The 22,083-nt window shown below is 35.1% G+C and carries 13 protein-coding genes; 1 reads left to right on the forward strand and 12 read right to left on the reverse strand.

Annotated elements, in window-relative coordinates:
• Positions 1-20: 20 nt before the first annotated feature.
• Positions 21-1,292, forward strand: a complete 1,272-nt coding sequence (locus tag FC091_RS14230; protein ID WP_138434924.1) for a Pycsar system effector family protein — start codon at positions 21-23, stop codon at positions 1,290-1,292.
• Here the strand turns inward: FC091_RS14230 and FC091_RS14235 are convergent.
• The 12 genes from FC091_RS14235 to FC091_RS14290 form a co-directional block, all read right to left on the reverse strand.
• A complete protein-coding gene (locus FC091_RS14235; protein ID WP_138435011.1) occupies positions 1,282-3,660 on the reverse strand; it encodes a GAF domain-containing protein in 2,379 nt (792 codons plus the stop codon). The two genes, FC091_RS14230 and FC091_RS14235, sit on opposite strands and share 11 nt — an antisense overlap.
• 95 nt (positions 3,661-3,755) lie before the next feature.
• Positions 3,756-5,870 (reverse strand): glycoside hydrolase family 97 protein, encoded by a 2,115-nt coding sequence (locus FC091_RS14240; RefSeq protein ID WP_138434925.1) that lies wholly within the window; start codon positions 5,868-5,870, stop codon positions 3,756-3,758.
• A gap of 60 nt (positions 5,871-5,930) precedes the next feature.
• Positions 5,931-7,610, reverse strand: coding sequence for an alpha-amylase family glycosyl hydrolase (locus FC091_RS14245; RefSeq protein ID WP_138434926.1), 1,680 nt, complete (start codon positions 7,608-7,610; stop codon positions 5,931-5,933).
• Between the two features lie 2 nt (positions 7,611-7,612).
• Positions 7,613-9,022, reverse strand: coding sequence for an alpha-amylase family glycosyl hydrolase (locus FC091_RS14250; RefSeq protein ID WP_138434927.1), 1,410 nt, complete (start codon positions 9,020-9,022; stop codon positions 7,613-7,615).
• 2 nt (positions 9,023-9,024) lie between these two features.
• Positions 9,025-10,800, reverse strand: coding sequence for an alpha-amylase family glycosyl hydrolase (locus FC091_RS14255; RefSeq protein ID WP_394344072.1), 1,776 nt, complete (start codon positions 10,798-10,800; stop codon positions 9,025-9,027).
• Positions 10,801-10,906: 106 nt separating this feature from the next.
• Positions 10,907-13,339, reverse strand: a complete 2,433-nt coding sequence (locus FC091_RS14260) for a TIM-barrel domain-containing protein (protein WP_138434929.1) — start codon at positions 13,337-13,339, stop codon at positions 10,907-10,909.
• Positions 13,340-13,409: 70 nt separating this feature from the next.
• The gene (locus FC091_RS14265; RefSeq protein WP_246035954.1) at positions 13,410-14,354 is read right to left on the reverse strand and encodes an alpha/beta hydrolase; all 945 of its coding nucleotides are present in this window, start codon (positions 14,352-14,354) and stop codon (positions 13,410-13,412) included.
• Between the two features lie 44 nt (positions 14,355-14,398).
• On the reverse strand, positions 14,399-16,360 hold the full coding sequence (locus tag FC091_RS14270) for a glycoside hydrolase family 13 protein (RefSeq protein ID WP_138434931.1): 1,962 nt from the start codon (positions 16,358-16,360) through the stop codon (positions 14,399-14,401).
• A gap of 36 nt (positions 16,361-16,396) precedes the next feature.
• The gene (locus FC091_RS14275) at positions 16,397-18,703 is read right to left on the reverse strand and encodes a glycoside hydrolase family 65 protein (protein WP_138434932.1); all 2,307 of its coding nucleotides are present in this window, start codon (positions 18,701-18,703) and stop codon (positions 16,397-16,399) included.
• Between the two features lie 36 nt (positions 18,704-18,739).
• Positions 18,740-19,396 (reverse strand): beta-phosphoglucomutase, encoded by a 657-nt coding sequence (pgmB, locus tag FC091_RS14280; protein ID WP_138434933.1) that lies wholly within the window; start codon positions 19,394-19,396, stop codon positions 18,740-18,742.
• On the reverse strand, positions 19,396-20,766 hold the full coding sequence (locus FC091_RS14285) for an MFS transporter (RefSeq protein ID WP_138434935.1): 1,371 nt from the start codon (positions 20,764-20,766) through the stop codon (positions 19,396-19,398). The genes pgmB and FC091_RS14285 overlap by 1 nt, the downstream gene beginning before the upstream one ends.
• A 129-nt stretch (positions 20,767-20,895) precedes the next feature.
• Positions 20,896-21,942 carry a LacI family DNA-binding transcriptional regulator gene (locus FC091_RS14290; protein ID WP_138434937.1) on the reverse strand — a complete coding sequence of 349 codons (1,047 nt, stop codon included), beginning with the start codon at positions 21,940-21,942 and terminating at the stop codon, positions 20,896-20,898.
• Positions 21,943-22,083: the final 141 nt, after the last annotated feature.

Raw genomic sequence — 22,083 nt, forward strand, 5'->3', positions numbered from 1 at the left:
TTAAACAATTCATCTTATTTATGGCAAAGTCTCTTATTGAAGACACACAAGAATATGTTTTTAACCTGTTAACCGATAAGCTCCCAAATACGTTTATATACCATAACTATACACATACGCAACGTGTATTAAAAAGTACAAAAGAGCTCATAGACAGTTCTGAAATCACCAAGGAAGAAGCCGAAATATTAGAACTTACAGCTTTATTGCATGACACTGGTTACACTGTGAGTTCTGAAAACCACGAGGAAGAAAGTGTAAAACTTGCAGAAGCTTTCTTAAAAGAAAAAGGTGTTGATGACAACATCATAAAAGCTGTTTCCGACTGTATAATGGCTACTAAATTTGATGAAGAGCCAACCAATAAACTAGAAGAAATTATAAGAGATGCTGATGCTTCTCACTTTGGTAAAAAGTACTTTGATGAGGCTAGTGAATTTCTTAGAAAAGAGCTTGAGTTGCGTAATATTAAAAATTACTCACCAGCTGAATGGCGCGCGGAAAATATTAAAGTTCTAACAGAACATAATTTTTACACTGAACATGCTCTAAAAAACTGGCAGCCTAGAAAGGAAAAGAACCTAGCCAAATTAATGGGCAAAAAGAAAAAACGCAAAAAGAAACTTGATGTTGAAAAACTTAAGGCTAAATACAAAGCGCAATATAAAAACGAAAGCCCAGAACGTGGTGTGCAAACCTTTTACAGAACAGCTCTGAGAAATCATATTAAACTTAGTGATATTGCCGACACAAAGGCTAATATACTACTATCAGTTAATGCGATTATTATCTCCGTTGTACTTGCTAATCTTATTTCTAAGTTAGATACGAATCCCTACTTAACGTGGCCTACCATTATATTTTTATCGTTTTGTGTTATCTCAATGGTACTTTCAATTATTGCTACACGACCAAACGTAACAAGTGGTGAGTTTACTAAAGAGGATGTTGAAAACCAAGAGGTAAATCTCAGCTTTTTTGGTAATTTCCACAAAATGGAGCTAAAAGAATTTGAGTGGGCTATTGGAGAAATGGTAAAAGACAAAGATTATATCTATAAGGCACTCACAAAAGATCTTTATTTTTTAGGTAAAGTTTTAGAACGAAAATATAGACTATTACGGATTACCTATACTGTATTTATGATAGGAATTATCATCTCTTTAATATCCTTTGCCATTGCGGTAAAAGATAATCCTAACGTAGATATTGAGGATGTTATACCAGAAACTAATACTGAGACAGGTTTTATAAATTCAAAAAAAGACAGCGGTATTAACCTTATGATTTAATGGTATCCATTAAGTCGTCGTAGGTGTAGAAATTTTTATCGTCATTTTCATTATGATATAAGATACTTACCCTTAACGCTTTTAAACCTGTTACACCTTGCAGATCTTCAAGCTCTAAAACCTCTAAGTCTTTATCTAAAATGTTTTTAGATTGAAGAAAGCTAATATATCTTTTGTACTCATCCTCATCTTCTTTTTGAGAATATACAATAGTTAACTTCCCTTTTTCGGTAATACGCTCTTCAGTTCCTTTAATAAATGCTTTATCTACTCGCTTCTTTACAACCTCGTAACGTGCATTGTAAGTACCATCTACATCAAAGCGCTTTTCGTCCATTCTAAAACGAATTGAAAGTGGCTGATTAAAAACTAATACCATTGATGCAACATCTAGGCTTATAGGATATTCATGCTGATTTTGATAATACGAATTTTCCATTTCGCACATAACCTGTAATTGCCACAATCTTAAATTGTAGAGATAAATCATATTAAAGCTATCTTGCTTTGTAATGGACTCACCTATATACATGTTATGCTCTACTCCATCAGTTTTAAAACGTTCAAAGAAATGAGGATACATTTTTTGAGCTTCGGCTTGCTTCTCATCAAGCAAAGAAGACATATTTGTGTTTATTAGCTTTACTGTATCGTCATAATGCTTTCGGTAAAAATAAATAACATTTAAGTCTTCATCTATTTTGCTGAAATAATCTTCTATATCTTCTTTAAGTTCTGGTTCGGTTTGTGCTATCAACTCAAAAACAGGTTTAACCTCATCTCTCAAAAACACAGTAATTGCATGCTCGCTATCTACTTTAAAATTTGTTTTTAAATCATTACAATATTCGTTAACCTGAAACCTAATTTGCTCTAGTATGAGTAAACTTTTCTTTTGAAGTGTTTTATTCAATATTTTCTCTGCTAAATTTAATTGAAGCGACAAATCCTTTTGTGTTGCTTCATTTCTAGCATTAGATGAACCTTTGACATCTATTTGCCCAAAGAGTGGATATACATTATCAAAAGTAATCTTTTTGAATGTTGGTGATTCACCTGTATTATACTCAACTTTTATGTAGTTTCTGGCCTCTTGGACAAATTTCCAATGTACACTTGGATGAATAGATGTACATTCTTTTTGAATAATTGCCTCTATTAAATTCTCCTCTTCGTTTTTAGAGCGTTCTACAGCAGAAACAATATAAGGCATTACATCAATAAGCTTATTTGCATTAATACTGTTTAATACCTTAGGTTCTTTAGACACAATTTCTAAAATTCCCATTAAACCTTCGTCATTTGCAATTGGAGCAAAAATGGCACTTTTATAACCTTGCTCGTGTAATACTTTGATATGAGGTGCTTTGCCCTTAGAACGCTTATATATTTTTTCTACATCAGAAATTGAAAAGTACGTGTTCTCCGTTAACAACCTGTTATAAGACCATTTGCAGAGCGCATCTTCACATGGTACTCGTTCTTCTTTATGCAATAAGAAGCTATTCATACCCGCACCATAAACACGCTCAAAAGCATCCTCTTCTTCATTGTAAATAGAAAAACCTACTTCAATATTTTTAAAGCCAAACAAGGATCTGAAAATTTCATAAAACCCTTGCATAAAACTTTCATCTTTACGCTTATCTTCTGCTATTAAAGAGGATTTTATGTTAGAAATAGACTGGTCATCCGTTACATCAAAAATATTTGAAATAACGAAACCTTTAAACTCATAACTGTTAGGAGGAAACTTCTCTTTCCAAAGTTCTAAATTTTCAAAATTATCTAATAATTCTTCGTAATCTTCGTAAGTGATTTTTGGCGCATTATCTTTTGGTATAATTTCAACAAAATCTGCATTATATAGGATTTTATAAAATCTTGTTATACCGTTAGCATCGGGAATTTCATAAAAGAAAGGACGCTTAAAATTTAAGTTATATCCGTAACAAAAATTAAGGATTATGGTACATGCAATAATATACCTCTGGTCATCAGGCATATTTTTTATTTGTAATTCAAACCCTTCTCCTGCGGTTTTTAAAATAGACTGAAAACGTTCTGAAGAATTGAAAATTATATCCTGAAAAGGTACAGACGCAGTTTTTATTTCGTTAAGCGTTAACACAGGACTAAACGCATCTTGGAGAATACCTTCAATCTCTTCCTCGTAAGTTTTGAGCAATGTTAGGTCACTAAACCCTTCTCTTAATACAGGATTATTATCGGCAATTTCTAGAACACGACGTGCATTAGCGGCAATAAAATGGTTATCAGTTTCAACTAATTTTTGATACTGATTAAGCAACTTATTAAAGCTTACCTTAATTATAAAGGGTGAATCAATGTTGTCGTTAATGTCCAAACCGTAATTTTTTTCTATACGCAAAGTTACAAATATTTAAAGTAGTCGTTTATGTTTAGACTACCTTACATACAGTTTGTTACATAAAAGGTAAATCAATCAAGCTTTTTTATACTAATTGCAAAGCCACCACCTTCTGCTAATTTTACACTTAAATCAGAACCTTTATTTACGTCAATTTTTTCAATGATGATATCTAACGGATTATCATCCCAATGAGCGTTTTCGCCATCTTTATAGATAATAGCTTCATACTTTTGGTTCTCATCTAAAAAGTCGAAAGTTATATCTAAGGTTCTTGCATTTTCATTTGTAATACCTCCAACAAACCAATTACCTGTTTCTCGCTCTTGCCTTGCTATGGTTACATAATCACCAACCTCGCCATTTAAGACTTTTGTTTGTTGCCAATCTACTCCAACATCTTTTATAAATTGAAATGGCTCAGGATTAGCTTCATAATGCTCAACCAAATCAGCTGCCATTTGTATTGGGCTATAAATAACCACATAAAGAGCTAATTGCTGCGCAATTGTGGTGTTTACTTGGTTATTTGGTTTGTATTCGTCAAATTTAATATTGAAAATTCCTGGTGTGTAGTCTATTGGACCTGCTAACATTCTTGTAAAAGCAACTATTGGTAAGTGTTCTGGTGGATTTCCACCATCGCTTGACCATGCATTAAATTCTTGACCTCTCAAGCCTTCGCGAGAAATGATATTTGGATAGGTTCTTCGGAGACCTGTTGCTTTTATTGGCTCGTGTGCATTAACTGCAACTTGATATTTAGCTGCTTTTATCGCAGCATTGTTATAATGATTTACCATATACTGTCCATGATGATATTCACCTTTAGGAAGTATCTTACCAACATAACCAGACTTTACCGAATGCATGCCGTATTTCTGCATTAAAGCATAAGCAGTGTCCATCTGCTTGGTATAAGTTTCAGTAGCTGAAGAAGTTTCGTGGTGCATTATGATTTCTACACCTTTTTCCTTGGCGTATCTTGTAACTCCATCTAAATCGTAATCTGGGTACGGTGTTACAAAGTCGAATACCCCTTCTCGATCTTCAAAACCAATCCAATGTTCCCAGCCTGTATTCCAACCTTCAACTAGGACTCCTCCTATATTATTTTTTGCCGAAAAGTCTATGAAGCGTTTTACATTTTCAGTCGTTGCGCCATGCTTTCCGTGTGCTCCTCCTGTGTCTGTCCATGTGCTCATATTTTGAGTCATTCCGTAATCCCAAGACGATTTCCCTAAATGCATTTCCCACCAAACTCCTGTGTACTTCATTGGTGTAAACCAAGACATATCATGTATTTTAGTTGGTTCATTAAGATTTACAATTAAGTTAGAGGCAATTAAATCTGGGGCATTATCTGTTATCTGAATAGTTCTCCAAGGGGTTTTAAAAGGTATTTGACGTTTAACTTTATATTCTGTATTATCAGAACCAACTAGGATGCTTTCAAAACTTAGATTTTCGGTATCTACACCAAGCGTCATTCCTGAATAATCAACTAAACCTGCTTCATGAAAACTTAAATGCAGTCCATCATCACCAACCAAAGTTACAGGTGTATTTACAGCATTATTTGGAATACTTGTTTGAGCTAAATCCTTATGATTTGCAAATTGCAAGGCGTCTATCTCGGAGAGCTTTGTTGTGTTATACAAGTGTTCATAAATATCCCAATCTCCAGGTATCCAAAATGTTTTGTAATCTTGGGTAAGATTGAATTGCGTCTTTTCTTCTTTTATTAAAGCTTCTGTCCAACCATCTTGTTGTTGAAATTCATACCTAAGACCAATACCATCATCATGAACTCTAAATATAACATTAACAGATCTTTCTGTATCCTTTTCAATTAAAAAAACAATCAGTTCGTTATACTCATTTTCTACTTTTAGCTGTTCTCCCCAAGGCATTTCCCAAGGGTCATTTTTTGAAACCGTACCAAAAGCTTTAATCTCAAAATTGTCTTTAAGCGGTTCTGCATCTGTAAACTCAAATCCTAAAAAAGAAGTGTCCACTACGACCTTATTTTTAAATAGTACTTGATATGTTGGTTCGCCTTTTTCAGTTAAATTAAAATTAACCGTTATTGCTTCATTTGGAGAACTAATGCTTGCTTTTTTTAGTGATGAACTACAAGCAACGATTAGAAATGCTATTGCAATTAATAAAAGTCTTTGTTTCATGATGGTATGTTTTGATTTTACACTGTAAAATTTCAAAATTAAACTTTATGTGTTTTTGTTTTAATACTTTTCAATAAGTACAATATCAAATTCAGAATCTATGGTTATTTTTCCGTTTTTCACATTCGCCTCTACACCTGAATATGCATCATGAAGTTTATCACCTTCTTCAAAAATTTTGGACACATCAATCACTTTTTTTCCTTTAAGTAAATCCAAACCTACAACCACCAAGTCTTTAAAGTCTCCTTTTTGATAGCTTCTGTAAAACAAATACGGTTCTTGAGTTATAATTTGATGCATGCCAGCTCCGATAGCAGGATGACGCTCTCTAAATTTACCTAATTTTTGCCAGTGCTCTAGAACTGCTTTTGTTTGTTCATCTGAATTTACAGCTTCCCAATTCATAAACGAACGTAAAGTTGCATCGCCTTCCGTCCCTTCAATAATCAAAGACCTGGCGGATTCATCACCATAATATACTTGCGATGTACCTGGTGACAACAGAAGTTTATTGGCTGTTTCAAATGGCTTTTCCCTTGAAGGGTCAAAAGGATTACCGTCATCATGAGAACTTAAATAGTTTAAAATACCGAAGCCATTTAATTCAGTATTCAGTATATCAGAATATCTTTTAAAAAGTGTTTCGTAGTTGCTTTCCTTAGCATTCCATTTGAATTCAAAATTGATTTGCTCAGTAAACATATCATCATAATAGTTCACTTTTTTATCACCATAATCAAACATTTTTCCTCCGCTTATACCGTAATTGTATACCTCGCCAACCAAATAAAAATCATTATCGTCTAAAACTTTTTCGGGATTCTTCTTTTTGTATTGTGTAAAGGCATAATCGCATTCTTTTTTGAATTCTTCCCAAACATATGCTTCTGTATGCTTTACGGTATCTGCTCTGTAGCCATCTATACCAAACTCAGTAATGTAATCTGTAAGCCATTTCATAATATAAAAACGTGGTGCTCTTGGATGACCTGTTCTTTCAAAAAATTCGTCTAATTCTTTTACCTCTTGTTCATAACGTCCTTCTGCTTTCCATTTTTCTACTAACTGAGGCGGTAAATCTACATTTTTGTTGCTATCGGTTTTAATGTCTGGTAAATTTTTCACCAACGTACACGTCACTGTATTTTCGTAATTATCATACTTACACTGTGGGCTTGTTCTTACCCAATCCTCTGGCCAAACTGGATCTTTTTCAGTAACAGGACCTGTGTGGTTAATCACAGCATCTAAAACAACGCGAATACCATTATTGTGAGCAGCTTTTACTAACTCGTGTAAATCTTCTTTTGTGCCATAATTTGGGTCTATACTTGTCCAATCTTTAGTCCAATAACCGTGAAAACCATAAGTGACTCCTGTCCCTTCGTCAGTTCCGCCGTGGATTTGCTCTACAATTGGTGTCATCCAAATGGCATTTATACCCAAATCAGTAAAATAGCCTTCATTGATTTTTTGAGTGACGCCTTTGATATCTCCACCTTCAAAACCTCGAAGCTTTCCTGTTTCTTTAGTTCTGTCGAAGTTGATATCATTAGATGTGTCACCGTTATTAAACCTATCGGTTAAGAGAAAATAAAGATTAGCCCCTTCCCAATCAAAAGGCGTTTGTTTGATAGTTTTTTCTTTAGTATTAGCATCTGCTAAACCTAAGTTTTGATTGTTTTTACAGCTTACCATTGCTAAAATGATAAGTACAACCCATCTTGTATTTTGCATTTTTATTTTATTAAAATATGATATTGCCATGGACCTATTTTAAAGGGATCACCCTTTAATTCTGCTTTTGTGTTTCTTATATAATCTAAATAAATGCCTTTTGGTAAAGTTATTGAGCTTTCTTTATCAGAAAAATTACCAACAAACAATAGCGACTGTCCATCTTTAGAACGCTCAAACATTAAAACATCTTTCTCAGAATCCAATCGTTTATAAGATGCTGCATTTTTTCCACCATTTAAAGCAGAATTGGTGTTTTTTAATTCGCCTAGTTTCTTTAAATAATCAAAATATGCACCTTTTCTTTTAGAAATTGAATCTTTTTCAAAAAACTTAAGGCGATGGCCCATATCGTACTCTTGCCCACTGTAAATTAATGGCATACCTGGTTTAGTATAAATTAAAGCAGTAAAGAGTTCTTTTTTATCACCCATTCTTTCTTTTATTGTACCATTCCACGAATTTTCATCGTGATTGGTTATAAAGTTCATTAAGATATCGTCTTCATCATAGTCTTTGTTGATTTTAGCTATGTAAGCATCAAAATCTGAAACTGACTTTTCGCCTTTAGCCATACCATTCATTGTATGATGACCATCCCAAGCATAAGCCATATCAAATAAGTCACCATCCAATAATTCTGGTTCCCAAGCTTCTGCTAGCATAAATACATCGTTCTCACTTCTTAATTTAGAAATAGCTGTTTCCCAAAAATCCAATGGCACAGAACCCGCTACATCACATCTAAAGCCATCAACATTTTCTTCCTTTACCCAATACAACATATCCTCAATCATTTCCTTTCGCATTTCTTGATTGTCGTAGTTTAAATCAGCAACATCTGTCCAGTCGGTACCTTCTGGGTGAATGATTTCCCCTTTTTCATTTTGGGTGTAATATTCTGGATGATTTTTTAACCACTCGTGGTCCCAACCTGTGTGATTTGGAACCCAATCTAAAATGACATAGATACCATTATCGTGAGCTGTTTTAACTAATTCCCTAAAATCTTCTTTGTTACCAAATTCCGGGTTGATTTTAGTAAAATCTGTTACTGCGTAATAACTTCCTAAATATTTAGCTTGTTCTTCTTCTGGGAATTCTGAAGCAAACTTTCCGCCTTCAGCCTTCCTTTTGGTTTCCGAAATTGGAAATACAGGCATTAACCAAATTACTTTTACACCCAACTCTTTCAATATTGGAATATCTTTGGTGAATTCATCAAACGTACCTTCTGGTGAATATTGACGAATATTGGCTTCGTAGATTACTGCCGTTTCTAAAATTTCATCTGAAATCGGTTCAATTTCAACACTCGTTTTTGGCTCGTCTTCTATTTTAGTTTCTTTTTTTTCTTCCTTACAACTTGCAAACAGCGCAATTGCAAAAAATGCAAATATTAGTTTTTTCATGTTTACTTTACTTTAAGTATTAATGATTCTAAAGGTTTTATATCTATTCTCACTTGGGCTTTGCCGTTTTCAACTTTTAAAGTAGATGTATATGTTTTATATAATTGGTCTTCCACTTGGTATTCTCCATCTTTCAAACCTAATTTTAAAACCAAATCTTCTTGTAATTGCAACTCAAAACCATAAGTGTTTTCTGCATTAAAGTTTGAAATGATAATAAGTTTTTCATCTTCACTCCAACGTGCAAAACTCAAGACTTTATCATTATACCATTCTGTATGTTGCTGATTATAGTGTTGCAAATCTTGATAGTCTCCCATTAAGGCATCACTAGTAATCGTGAAGTTTAACAAGCGCTTGTAGAAATCTCTCAATGATTTTTCATCTTCGGTAGATTGGCCTCCATCAAATTGTTTGTTGTTTACCCAACGTACAACGCTCGGCACACTTCCGTAATCGAAAATCGACGTTCGTGTTGGGTCACCAAAACCTAAGTCTTCTTCCGCTTTTTCGCCAAATTCCTGACCAAAATACACCATTGTTGGTGATGTGCTTATGGTTGCAGAAACGACCATTGCTGGTTTTCCTTTTTCAGCATTACCAGCAAAATCTGGACTTGCAATACGTTGCTCGTCGTGATTTTCTAAAAAGTGAAGCATATGATGCTCAATATCTTTTAAATCCTCTTGGATTGGCGGAATGTTGTACGTGCTTCCGTGACCTTGCATTACGTGTTTTAAGGTATCATACAATTGTACCTTGTCGTACAAATAATCCATTTTTCCTTTTTTGATGTAAGCTCTGTATAAATGTGGTTGGTAAACCTCAGCCAATAAAAACGCATCAGGATTCTGCATCTTGATGTGCGAATTCATATAACTCCAAAATTCCACAGGCACCATTTCTGCCATATCAAATCGAAAACCATCCACGCCTTTGGCTGTCCAATACAGGGCAATGTCTTTGAACTTTACCCAAGAACTAGGCACTGTTTTGTCTTTCCAAAAGTTATAATGTGCTTTGTAATCTTCATTATCAAAACCCTCTGGTAATTCATCAAAATCTTTTTGACCTTCTGGATTAATTCCATAATTAACTTTTACTGTTTCGTACCAATCGTTCATATTGGGCTGCGACGCTCTTGAACCATTACCTGTCCATTTTGCAGGAATTTCTTCAAACTTTCCGTCAGCTTTGGGATGATTTTCGCCACCTAACGGTTGATAGCCGTTTTCCCAATTGGGCACTTTAAACGATTCGCCTGGATTGTAATAAAAGTTGTTATTAACTGCGTAAGTCACGGTTTTGTCATCTTCTGCTCCAAAATCCGTTGTGCCTTCAGGATTAGTTAAACTTTGATAATTACGCGCCACATGATTTGGCACGATATCTATTAATACTTTTAAACCTGCGTTGTGCGAACGCTCGATTAAGGCTTCAAACTCTTGTAATCTATTCTCAACATTTTCTGCTAAATCTGGATTTACATTGTAATAATCCTTAACCGCATAAGGCGAACCTGCGCGACCTTTTACAATATCTGGATCGTCGTTAGAAATTCCGTATTTTGAATAGTCAGTAATTACACCGTGATGTGGTACACCTGTGTACCAAATATGTGTCACTCCTAAATCCTTAATTTCAGCAAGTGCTTTATCCGTGAAATCGTTGAATTTACCAACTCCATTTTCTTCTAAAGTTCCCCAAGGTTTGTTGTTGATATTGGTATTTCCGAATAAACGTGTAAACACCTGATATACGACTTCTTTCTTTTTCATCACTGATTTAGTTTCTTCAGTTTTTATAGTTTGTTTTGGCTCGTTTTTGCAACTAAAAACAAGCGATACTAGTAAAATTAAAGCAATTATATATTTTGAACGCATACTATTTGTTAAGCTTTATTTTAATTTCTTTTTCAGTTGTAGTATTCCAAATCACATTAAGCGTTAAGGTTTTATATTTTGAATTATAAGTTCCATTAACCTTTTCTTTTTCTACTTTGATTTTATTAGGCTTGCTCTGAATGTTGTGAATAGTTAAAGCAATCGTTTTTGTTTTAGCTGAATAGTTTTTGCCAGTTTCAGCTTCAAATTCTATTTCTAACCAATTACCATCAACTTCAGCTTCAAACTCTAAAATTTGAAAAGCTTCATTCGCAATTGGATTGGCTGTTTTTCCATCATCGAAATACAGTTCTCGCTCAGATTCTGCAATAGAATCATCATGGTAGTATTGTAATTGAAACGTACTATCATCATAATCTTCTGTAGTCTGAACCATATCGGTTAATGGAATAAAAGCGCCTGCTCTTACATAAACGGGAATAAAATCTTCTCGTAACTGAACGGTTTTTGTTGTGCCTCCTTCTGTAATCTCATCAGTCTCAATATCAAACCACTTTGAACCTTTTGGGAAGTAAACGTTTTGCTCTTTTTTGCCTGCTTCTAAAACTGGCGATACCAAAATATCATTTCCCCATAAATAAGTTTTGGTATAATTGAATAATTTAGGATTGCTAGGTTCTTCAAACAACAATGGACGCATTAATGGCTTGCCATACTTGTGATTTTCGTACACCAAATTATAGTTATATGGTAATAATCTGTATCGCATTGCAATGGCAAAACTCGCTAATCGCTTGGCTTTTTCACTTCTGTAAATTGGCTCACTTGGTACATCTTCTTGAGCGTGCGGTCTAAAAATTGGATTGAATACTCCATACTGCAACCAACGTACATAAAGCTCATCATCTAAATTTGCGCCTGCAAAACCACCCAAATCACTATGCATAAATGCCAAGCCTTGCATTCCCATTTGCAATGCAATTTCTGGCTGAATTTGCAGTCCTCCCCAAGTTCGGTTAACATCGCCAGACCAAGGTATCATGCCGTAACGCTGACTACCAGAATAACCAGCTCGCATTAAAATAAATGGTCTGGTTTCTGGAAAATCGCGTTGATAGCCTTCATGGATTAATCGCGCCCAATCGTGACCATAAGTATTATGCACTTCGGAAGCCGAACCTGTATGATGTTGTACCCAATCTGGGTGCACTTCTGGCTCACCTAAATCCCCCCAAACACCAGCCACACCTTTGTTGGCTAAATCTTTATAAATATTCCAAAACCATTGTTCACCTTCTGGTTTGTAGATATCAATTATGCCAGTGTTCCCAAAGTAAAAATCGTACCTAGCATCATTTCCTAAAGAATCTTTAGCTAATATATTTTTAGCCACAGCTTCATCCCACTTTTTAGAGGTCGTCAATATAAAAGGTTCTGTAATCGGAATGGTCTTGACTCCTTTATCATTGAGGCGTTTTACCATGCCTTCAAAATCTGGAAATGAATCTCGGAAGACTTCTAAATTTCCCATAGTGCCTTTAACTTCTTTCCCGAACCAATATAAGTCTAAAATGATAGCATCAACGGGAATTTTTTCTTCTTTGAATTTAGCTATAGTTTGTTCTACTTCCTCTTGTGAATGGTATCCAAATCGGCTCGAAAAATTACCTAAAACCCAACGTGGCAACATTGGCTGTTTTCCTGTGAGATTGGTGTAATTATTCAACATATCGCACCACGTATCTCCAACTATAATTTGATAGGTTTTACGACCAGAAACGGTTTCGTAAGTTAGAGTGTTGTCGCCTTTGCTGTCCAAATCCAAATACCCAATTGGCGCATTGTCAAAGTGAATCATATATTGATTGGACGACAGAACGATTGGTATTGTGTAGTTCATCAATTCGCTATGCGTTTCATAGCCATAATGCGCTCTATTAAACAATGGCAAACGATGTCCTCTACGATTCATACCCAATGCTCTTGCTCCTCCTCCATACAACACTTCATTTTTTGACAGGTTGAATTCTATTTTTTCAGTGGAATCGGCAACGATATTGCCTTTTACCATATCCATTGGTTCGTGCTTACTTTTGTAGTAACCACGTTTTTCGGAAGTGATAAATTTGTCTTTATAGTAGTATGAGATTTGGAAAGGTTCTGTAGTCACTTTTATTGAAAGATCCTCCGTTCCAAATTTGATGTCATTACCGACGTAACTGTAATTTGCTTTAACTACTTCAGGTTGAAGTGTTACAGCATGAGAGTCTGTGTTATATTTTTCATTTGTTGGAATAAAACTTGTTTGAATAATTTCTGACGTGTAAAACTGAAACTTATACGTTCCATCGTTAGTGACTACCGAAAAAATTCCGTTTTCTTCATTATGTGATTGATATTTTCGGTTTGGGTTTTGTGCAACTATTGAAACCGTTATGAAGAAAATTGAGATGTGTAGGATGATATGTTTCATATATAATAAAATAGATTCCGCATCACACTTCGACTACGCTCAGTGGGACAGTGTGGAATGACAAAGCCGATTAATTAGTTCCTAACAAAAACAATAAAGGTTGGTCTAACCTTGCATTCCAAGAATTTTCCGAATGGTCTGTACCTTCAAAAAACAGGTTCTTGGCGTTGTCTTCTGTGTATCCTTTTTGTTTTAAAATAGCGTCTACTCTTGGTGCGTATTTTGGATAATGTTCGTCTAAAGTTTTGTTACCGTAATCGAGGTACAATTTGTGTTGTCCAGCTTGTGGTAAATTGACTTCCATATATTTAAAAATGGCATCTGGATATGGATTATTGTCCATTGGCATTGCACCAACCCAATGTGTGGATATACAGGCTGCACCTCCGAACACTTCTGGATATTCACTAATCGCGTACATAGACATTAAACCTCCCATACTAGAACCCATTACAAAAGTATGTTCTTTATCCTTATAAACTGAATACGTGCTATCAATGGTTGGTTTTAATTCTTCAACCAAAAACTTTAAATAATCATTCCCGCTAAAATTAATTTTAGCATCTCCATTTTTAGCTTTCAAGTTATCCTTGTCTTTTTGAGATAAAAACTCGTGAGCGTTTTCTGGAAAAAGGTCAAACCATCGAATGTTTGCAATGTTATAAATTGCTACAACAATAAAGTCTTTAGTTTTTCCTTCTGAGATTAATTTTGAAGCCCACTCATCTACTTTCCATTCTTGCTTGTTCCAAGTTGAAGTACTATCAAATAACATTTGGCCATCGTGCATATATAGTACATTGTATTTTTTGTCTTCGGAATAGTCTTCTGGCAACCAAACATCAACTGGTCTCGGTTTGATGTATTCTGACAGAAAATCTTCTACTCGCAACAGTCTTCCTGAAGCTAGTTTAGCATCTTCAACCGTTTTGAATTCAACCATAGACTGTTCTTCAGCTTCCAGGGCTGGTGTTAGTGTCTCATGATTTTTAGTGTTCTCTTTACATGAAAACATTAACAACAGAATTAATATAGTTAGAGAATTAAAGCTTTTCATAACTATAACTTTGTTGTTAAAAGTGTAATTCCCTTCTCTTTTAATTCAATGACCTCTCCCCATTTTATTGTTTCGCCAGTAATTACATTTTTAAGCGTCTTGCCTTTTAATCCCATTTCCTCTTGGTAATTAAGGTCGATTGTGATTATATCTTCGTTCTTGTTCAAAATTAAAACAACGGTTTCATCTCCTAATGTACGATACAAAAAGTACGTACCTACGAATGGTGCAAAATGCACTGTTTTTCCATCGTGAATGGCTTTACTATTTTTTCTGTAATTGAAGAGCTTTTTAATGAACGTCTGCATATCTTTCTGTTCATCTGTTAAGCCTTCTCCTGTAAATGCATTAACAGCATCTCCTTCCCAACCACCAGGAAAATCAGTTCTGATTAAACCATGGTCACCAGGTTTTTCAAAATCGTCCATTAAGATTTCAGTTCCGTAATACATCTGCATAATTCTTGGCAATACTGCGTATGTTGCCATTGCCATTTTGGTATCGGTAATATCACCTTCCATTTCTGTGAATATTCGGCTCTTATCATGGTTACCTTCAAAAACCATAATGTCTTTTGGACTCGCATAATGGAAGTCGTTTGCCAAACCTTCGTAGATTTTTACCAAACCCTTGTCCCAGGCTTCATCTTCCTTTATACCATCAACAACGAGCTTTTGCATCGCAAAGTCCATTGTAGAACGCAAATTAGAATCGTAACCATCTCTGTTATTGGCACCTTCTTGCCAATACCCAATTAATAACGGATTGTAGCTCCATTCCTCGCCTACAATACTAAAATTTGGATACTCGGTCATAATCGCTCCTGCCCAATCGCTCATAAAATCCTTGTCTGGATAAGGATAAGTGTCTTGACGAATGCCACCAAGTTGGGCAGTTTCAATCCACCAAATACTATTCTGAATGATGTATTTGGCCATAAAAGGATTTTTTTGATTCAAATCTGGCATTGTCGCTACAAACCAACCTTGAGACATGCCATCATGGTCGGCTTTTGAAGCATAAATATCTTGATTTGTTGTACGTCTATGATTAGAATTAATTTTGAAATCGTTGCCCCAATTTTCTATGTTTTCCTCGTAATTTTCTTGAAGATTTACCCAATCCTTAAATGGTAAATCTTTCATCCACCAATGGTATAATCCACAATGGTTGGCAACTTGATCCATTACCAGCTTCATTCCTTTTTCTCTAAGCTTAGTAGATAGCTCTTTATACTCTTCTAGCGTTCCAAAACGAGGATCAATTTGATACAGATCTGTTACCGCATAACCATGATAAGACCCTCGTTTCATATCGTTGGTTAATAGAGGTTGTGGCCAAACTGCTGTAAACCCTAAATCGTTGATATAGTCTATTCGAGATGTTATACCAGCAATATCGCCTCCGTGTCTTGCATAATCATCACTTCTATTAATGGTCTGCTCTTGCAATTGTGGTTGCCCTTCAATACCAGCTGGTGTGTCATTTGCTGTGATGCCATTAACAAAACGGTCTGGCGTAATAAGATAAATGGCATCTGAGCTATCGAAACCTATATAGTCTTCTGCTGATTTTTCTCTAGCTTTTAATTCATACGTTTGAGTTAATTCGGTACCATCTTTCTGTTTAAAAACAATATTGAATTTTCCTGGCTTTGCACTTTCAGCAATTTCTAAATCTAAAAACAGATAGTTTGGACTATCGGCTTTATGAACTTCTTTGAGTGAAATTCCAGATTTTGAAATATCCACTTTGGCACTACCAATATTTGGATGTTTAACCAAAAGTTGAAGCGATTTATTTTTGAAACCTGTATACCAAAACGGCGGTTCAATTTTCTCAATGTCATTCGCTTCAACTACTGGTTGGTCTTCAGTTTCAGTCGTAGTAGACTCTGCCTGTTCTTTACAAGACCACATTAAAACGATTGAAAAAAGTGTAATAACTAATGATAGTTTCTTCATAATAATAAGTTTAATGTTCTTGTAAAATTTAGCAGCTTAAACTGTTACTAAGTTGTTTGGCGAAATGGTTACGTTTTCACCATTTACTACAATTTGTAAATCTTGGTCTCCGTCAACTTCAAAGTGAGTTTTACCTTGATTAACGATAACCTTCAAGATTTGATGTCTAAAATTCACTTTGAATGAGTAGCCTTCCCATTGCTCAGGAATGCGAGGTTCAAAAGTTAGCATATTATCCTTAACACGCATACCTCCAAAACCTTCTACAATACTCATCCACGTACCTGCCATTGATGTGATGTGAAGCCCTTCGTGTACTTCGTGGTTATAGTCATCTAAGTCTAAACGCGATGTTCTTAAGTAGAACGTGTATGCTTGCTCCATTCGGTCTAACTTCGCTGCTTGTATACTGTGTACACAAGGCGACAACGAACTTTCGTGAACCGTAAATGGCTCATAAAAATCGAAATGACGTTCTAATTCTTCGGTTGTAAAATGGTCTTCAAAGAAATAGAATCCTTGTAATGTATCAGCTTGCTTAATGTATGGCGAACGTAAAATTCTGTCCCAAGACCACTTTTGGTTAATTGGGCGTTGCGACTTGTCTAAATCTGCCACAGTGATTAATTCCTTATCTAAGAAACCATCTTGTTGTAAATACACATTGTGTTCTTCAGAATAAGGGAAGTACATATTATTTGACACTTCTAGCCACTCTTTAACTTCAGCTTTTGAGAGTTTAGCTTTGTTCATAATACGTGTGTAATCAGTATTATAATCAGCTTCAACCTTGTCTATGCATTCTGCAGTATACTTTATACACCATTGTGCAATGTAGTTGGTGTACCAATTATTATTGATGTTGTTTTCGTATTCGTTTGGACCTGTTACACCAAGAATGACATACTTATTTCTGTATGTTGAAAATGTAGCACGTTGATGCCAGAATCTTGCGATACCGATTAATACTTCTAGTCCCATTTCTGGCACATAACTAAAGTCTCCTGTATAACGGAAATAGTTGTAAATAGCGAACGCTATCGCACCATTTCTGTGGATTTCTTCAAAGGTAATTTCCCACTCGTTATGGCATTCTTCACCATTCATGGTTACCATTGGATATAAAGCCGCACCATTTTTGAAGCCTAATTTTTCGGCATTTTCAATGGCTTTTTCTAAGTGCTTATATCTGTAGGTTAACAACATTCTGGCAACACTTTGGTCTTTGGTTGCCATATAGAATGGAATGCAATATGCTTCGGTATCCCAATAGGTGCTACCACCATATTTTTCGCCTGTAAATCCTTTAGGACCTATGTTTAATTGTGGGTCAGTTCCTAAATAAGTTTGATTTAAATGAAAGATATTAAATCGAATACCTTGTTGCGCTTTTAAATCACCATCTATAGTGATATCTGCCATATCCCAAATCTTAGCCCAAGCTTCTTTTTGAGATTCTAACAGGTTTGAAAAACCAGCATTTTCGGCTGTATCTAAAACTGAACTTGCAGCATTGATTAATTGGTCTTTATCGTGGTTTCTATCAACCGTATAACCACCAAATTTATGAATAGAAACACTCTCACCTTGTTTAGCATCTTGTGCGTAAGTAAATGTTATTTTGTTTGACGTTTTATCAACCTCTGCATTTGCTTCAACCAAAGTCCCATTAAGATAAATTCGAGATTCCATAAACGTACAAGTATGGAATTCCGTTTTCATCGTTTTGGCTTTGATGAATGCCTTTTCACCATCTTGAACCACATCTTGCGTATCCCAAAACTGGTCGTCCCAGTTGGTATCTTCATTTGTAATTCCGCTATCTAAATAGGGTTGAAAGGTTACCTTAACATCAGAATTTAGTGGTTTTACTTCATAATTTATGGCACCAACTTCATCTTCAGTAAGACTTAGAAAACGCTTTACATTCACTTCGATTTCTACATCATTTTGAAGTGTTGCCGTAAAACTTCTAGACAGCCAACCTTCTTTCATATTAAGTTCACGCCTAAAGTTTTCGATCTTTTTACAGGTATGCAAGTCTAAGGTCTCATCATTAATCATAACGTTGATACCAATCCAACTTGGTGCGTTTAATACCTTAGCAAAATACTCTGGATAACCGTTTTTCCACCAACCAACACGAGTTTTATCTGGATAGTAAACACCTGCGATGTAACTTCCTTGAAACGAAGGTCCGGAATACCTCTCTTCAAAATTGGCACGTTGTCCCATTGCACCATTTCCTAAGCTGAAGATACTTTCTGAAGCTTTTACTTTGTTTGGGTCAAATCCTTCTTCTATGATTGACCAAGCGTTAGGTATGATATAATCTAAGTTCATTTATTTCTTTTTTGAGCCAAGAAAAAGGCTTAATTTTTATTTGTTTATAAGTTGTTCTATGAAGTCTTCTGAGATTTCAGTAAAATCCTTGAAGACATAATTTGCGTGACCCAATACATCCTTGCTACCAATACCTATAGATATCATATTAGCAACATTAGCCGCTTCTACACCAGCAACTGAATCTTCAAAAACAACGCAGTTCTCTGGCACTACATTTAACAGTTTTGCTGCTATTAAAAACACTTCTGGATCTGGCTTTGCTTTGGTAACATCGTTACCATCTACAATAGCATCGAATTGTTCTTTTAGGTTAACACGCTCTAAAATAGTTCTGGCATTTTTACTTGCAGAACCTAAGGATATAGGCTGCTTATTTTCACTCAAAAAGTTGAGTACTTTTGGCACGTCTGGAAGAATTTCAGATTCGTCCATTTTAGCAATATAGCTTAAGTAGTCATCATTTTTCTTAGCCATTTGCGCATTAAATTCTTTTTCTGAAAGGGTTTTATTTCCCCAAGCTAAAATCTTTTCAAGCGATTTTACTCGGCTTACTCCTTTTAGTTGTTCGTTTTCTTCTTCGGTAAAGTCTATACCTAAATCATTAGCTAGTTTTTTCCAAGCTAGGAAATGGTATTTTGCAGTGTCTACAATGACACCATCTAGGTCGAATATGAAGCCTTTTTTATTCATTAATTTACTGTTGTAATTTTATCTTTTGTATCGTTAATTTTGAAAGACAACAAGCCAGCCACAATTAAACTTACACCACTGATTACAATGGCGAAAATAGCTTGGTTACCGTAAACATACTTTACCAAAGGGCCACCTATAATTCCGTTGATAATTTGAGGAATTACAATGAAGAAATTGAAAATACCCATGTATACACCCATCTTTTTTGGAGATATAGATCCGGCTAACATAGCGTAAGGCATGGATAGAATACTTGCCCAAGCAATACCGATTAAAACCATAGGTAAAATAAGACCATATTCGTTAGATGTAAAATAAATAAGAATTAAGCCTAAACCACCTGCAAATAATGCGTAAGCATGTGTTTTTTTTCGGCTTATACGTTTGGTAACTATAGGAAGCAAAAATGCGACTATTGCTGATATACCGTTGTAAATACCAAATAAAATACCTACCCAGTTTCCTGCTTCTTGGTATTGTTCACTACTAGAATCGTCTGCTGGCAGACCATAAATGTGCTGTGCTATGGCTGGCACTGCAAAAACCCACATACCAAAAAGGGCAAACCAAGAAAAAAACTGTACCCAACTCAGTTGACGCATTGTCTCTGGCATTTTAACAAAATCTTCAAAAATATCCGTAAGCTTTGCTTTAGGCTGTTCGCCTTCAATTTTTACGGCTTCATCCTGTATATGCTTTGCATTTTCAAATTGTTGCAGTTCTTCTGGCGAGTATTCCTTGGTTGTAAATATGGTTACCAATATTGAACCAATAAGCACCATGGCACCAATGATAAATGACCATAATAAATTTTCGGGAACAGTGCCTTCTGGTGACGTTTTTTCAAAATTAAACCAATTGGTAAGCATCCAAGGCAACCAAGATCCGATAACAGCACCGATACCTATAAGGGCTGTTTGGATACTAAAACCCTTGGTCGTTTGCTCGTCAGACAAATTATCTGCTACCAAAGCTCTAAACGGTTCCATAGCAATATTGAATGAGGCATCCATTATCATGAGCATACCAGCGCCTACCCATAAGGCAGGTAGAATTGCAATCATAAAATCTGCTTGCGGAATGAGCACCATACCAATAGAAGCCAACACAGCACCTAGGAGAAAGAAAGGCTTTCTTCTACCAAAACGTGTCCAGGTATTGTCACTGTAATGACCTATAATAGGCTGTACGATTAATCCCATAATTGGCGCAATGAGCCAAAACCATGAGAGTTCGTGAACATCTGCACCAAAAATTTGTAAAATTCTGCTAGCATTGGCATTTTGAAGGGCGAAACCCATCTGTATACCTAAGAAACCGAAACTCATGTTCCAAATTTCCCAGAATCCGAGAATACGCTTTTTCATAAAATAGTATATTTAATTAATACTATTCTGACAAGCAAGGCTTATCAAAACTTATTGTGAGAAGTGAAAATATAAGTCTTGAATTGTCGGTAAAGATATAAAAGATTTTAGAACACCAATGTTAAATTTCTATTTAGTGGATTCGCGCTCGATCAATTCTGTAGCAATGATAACGGTTTGAAAATACTCTTCCTCAGTTTCTATATTGTTTTCTAATTTATTAATCAGTAAATCCGCAGCTTTCTCGCCCATTTGTTGCGCATGTTGGCTGACCGTTGTTAAGCTTGGAGTAGAATGTTTTGAAAGCACACCATCTGTAAAGCCTATAACCTGAACATCTTCAGGAATATTTAAACCTAATTTTCTTGCCACTTTCATAGCAGATAGCGCATACAACTCATTTACAGCGAACACTCCATCAATACCATTATTAGCCTTAAACAACTGTTTTATTTCATTTTCTAAGGCATCTAAACGTGTTTCATAATCTAATGTATCGTCAATTTTCAGAATAAGATCCGCTTTAGGTTGTATTTGATGTTTCTCTAAAGCTTCTAGATATCCTTGAGTTCTTAATTTACCGACGCTTACATAATCCTTAGTAGTTATTAATGCAATGGATTTACAACCATTACGTAAGAGTTTTTCAACGGCATTTTTAGCACCATTTAAATCATCTACAATAACTTTATCGCAGTTCATATCAGACACCACACGATCAAACATTACTATAGGCATTCCTTGACTCATTGTCTCATTAAAATGATGATAATCCTGCAATTGTTGTGTTTCTTTAGAAATTGATAATATAAACCCATCAATACTACCATTAGCCAGCATTTCCATGTTAATTACCTCTTTAGAAAACGACTCATTAGAAAGACCAACAATGACGTTATAGCCTCTTTTGTTAGCAACCAACTCTACCCCTCTAATAACTTTAGAAAAGAAATGATGTACAATTTCAGGAATAATAATACCTATAGTGTTAGTTTTACGGTTCTTTAGACTTAAGGCAATATTATTAGGCCTGTAATTATATAGCTTTGCAAAAGCCTGCACTTTCTGCTTAGTATCTTCACTTATTTCTGCGCTATTTCTTAATGCTTTTGAAACTGTAGAAATAGATACCTCTAACTCTCTGGCTATTTGTTTTAATGTTATTTTTCTTTTCATCTTTTAGGCTATAAATCAGTAAGCGAAGATAACCTTATTTAAATAAATTAAATTCTTAACTTCTCAATTTTAACTATAGGTAATTGCGAATTTCTTATTTTTTTGGTATTTTTCTTTAAATGTTAACGATTGTTAAAAAGT

This window comes from Winogradskyella algicola (assembly GCF_005869935.1).
In the GTDB taxonomy this organism is placed as follows: domain Bacteria; phylum Bacteroidota; class Bacteroidia; order Flavobacteriales; family Flavobacteriaceae; genus Winogradskyella; species Winogradskyella algicola.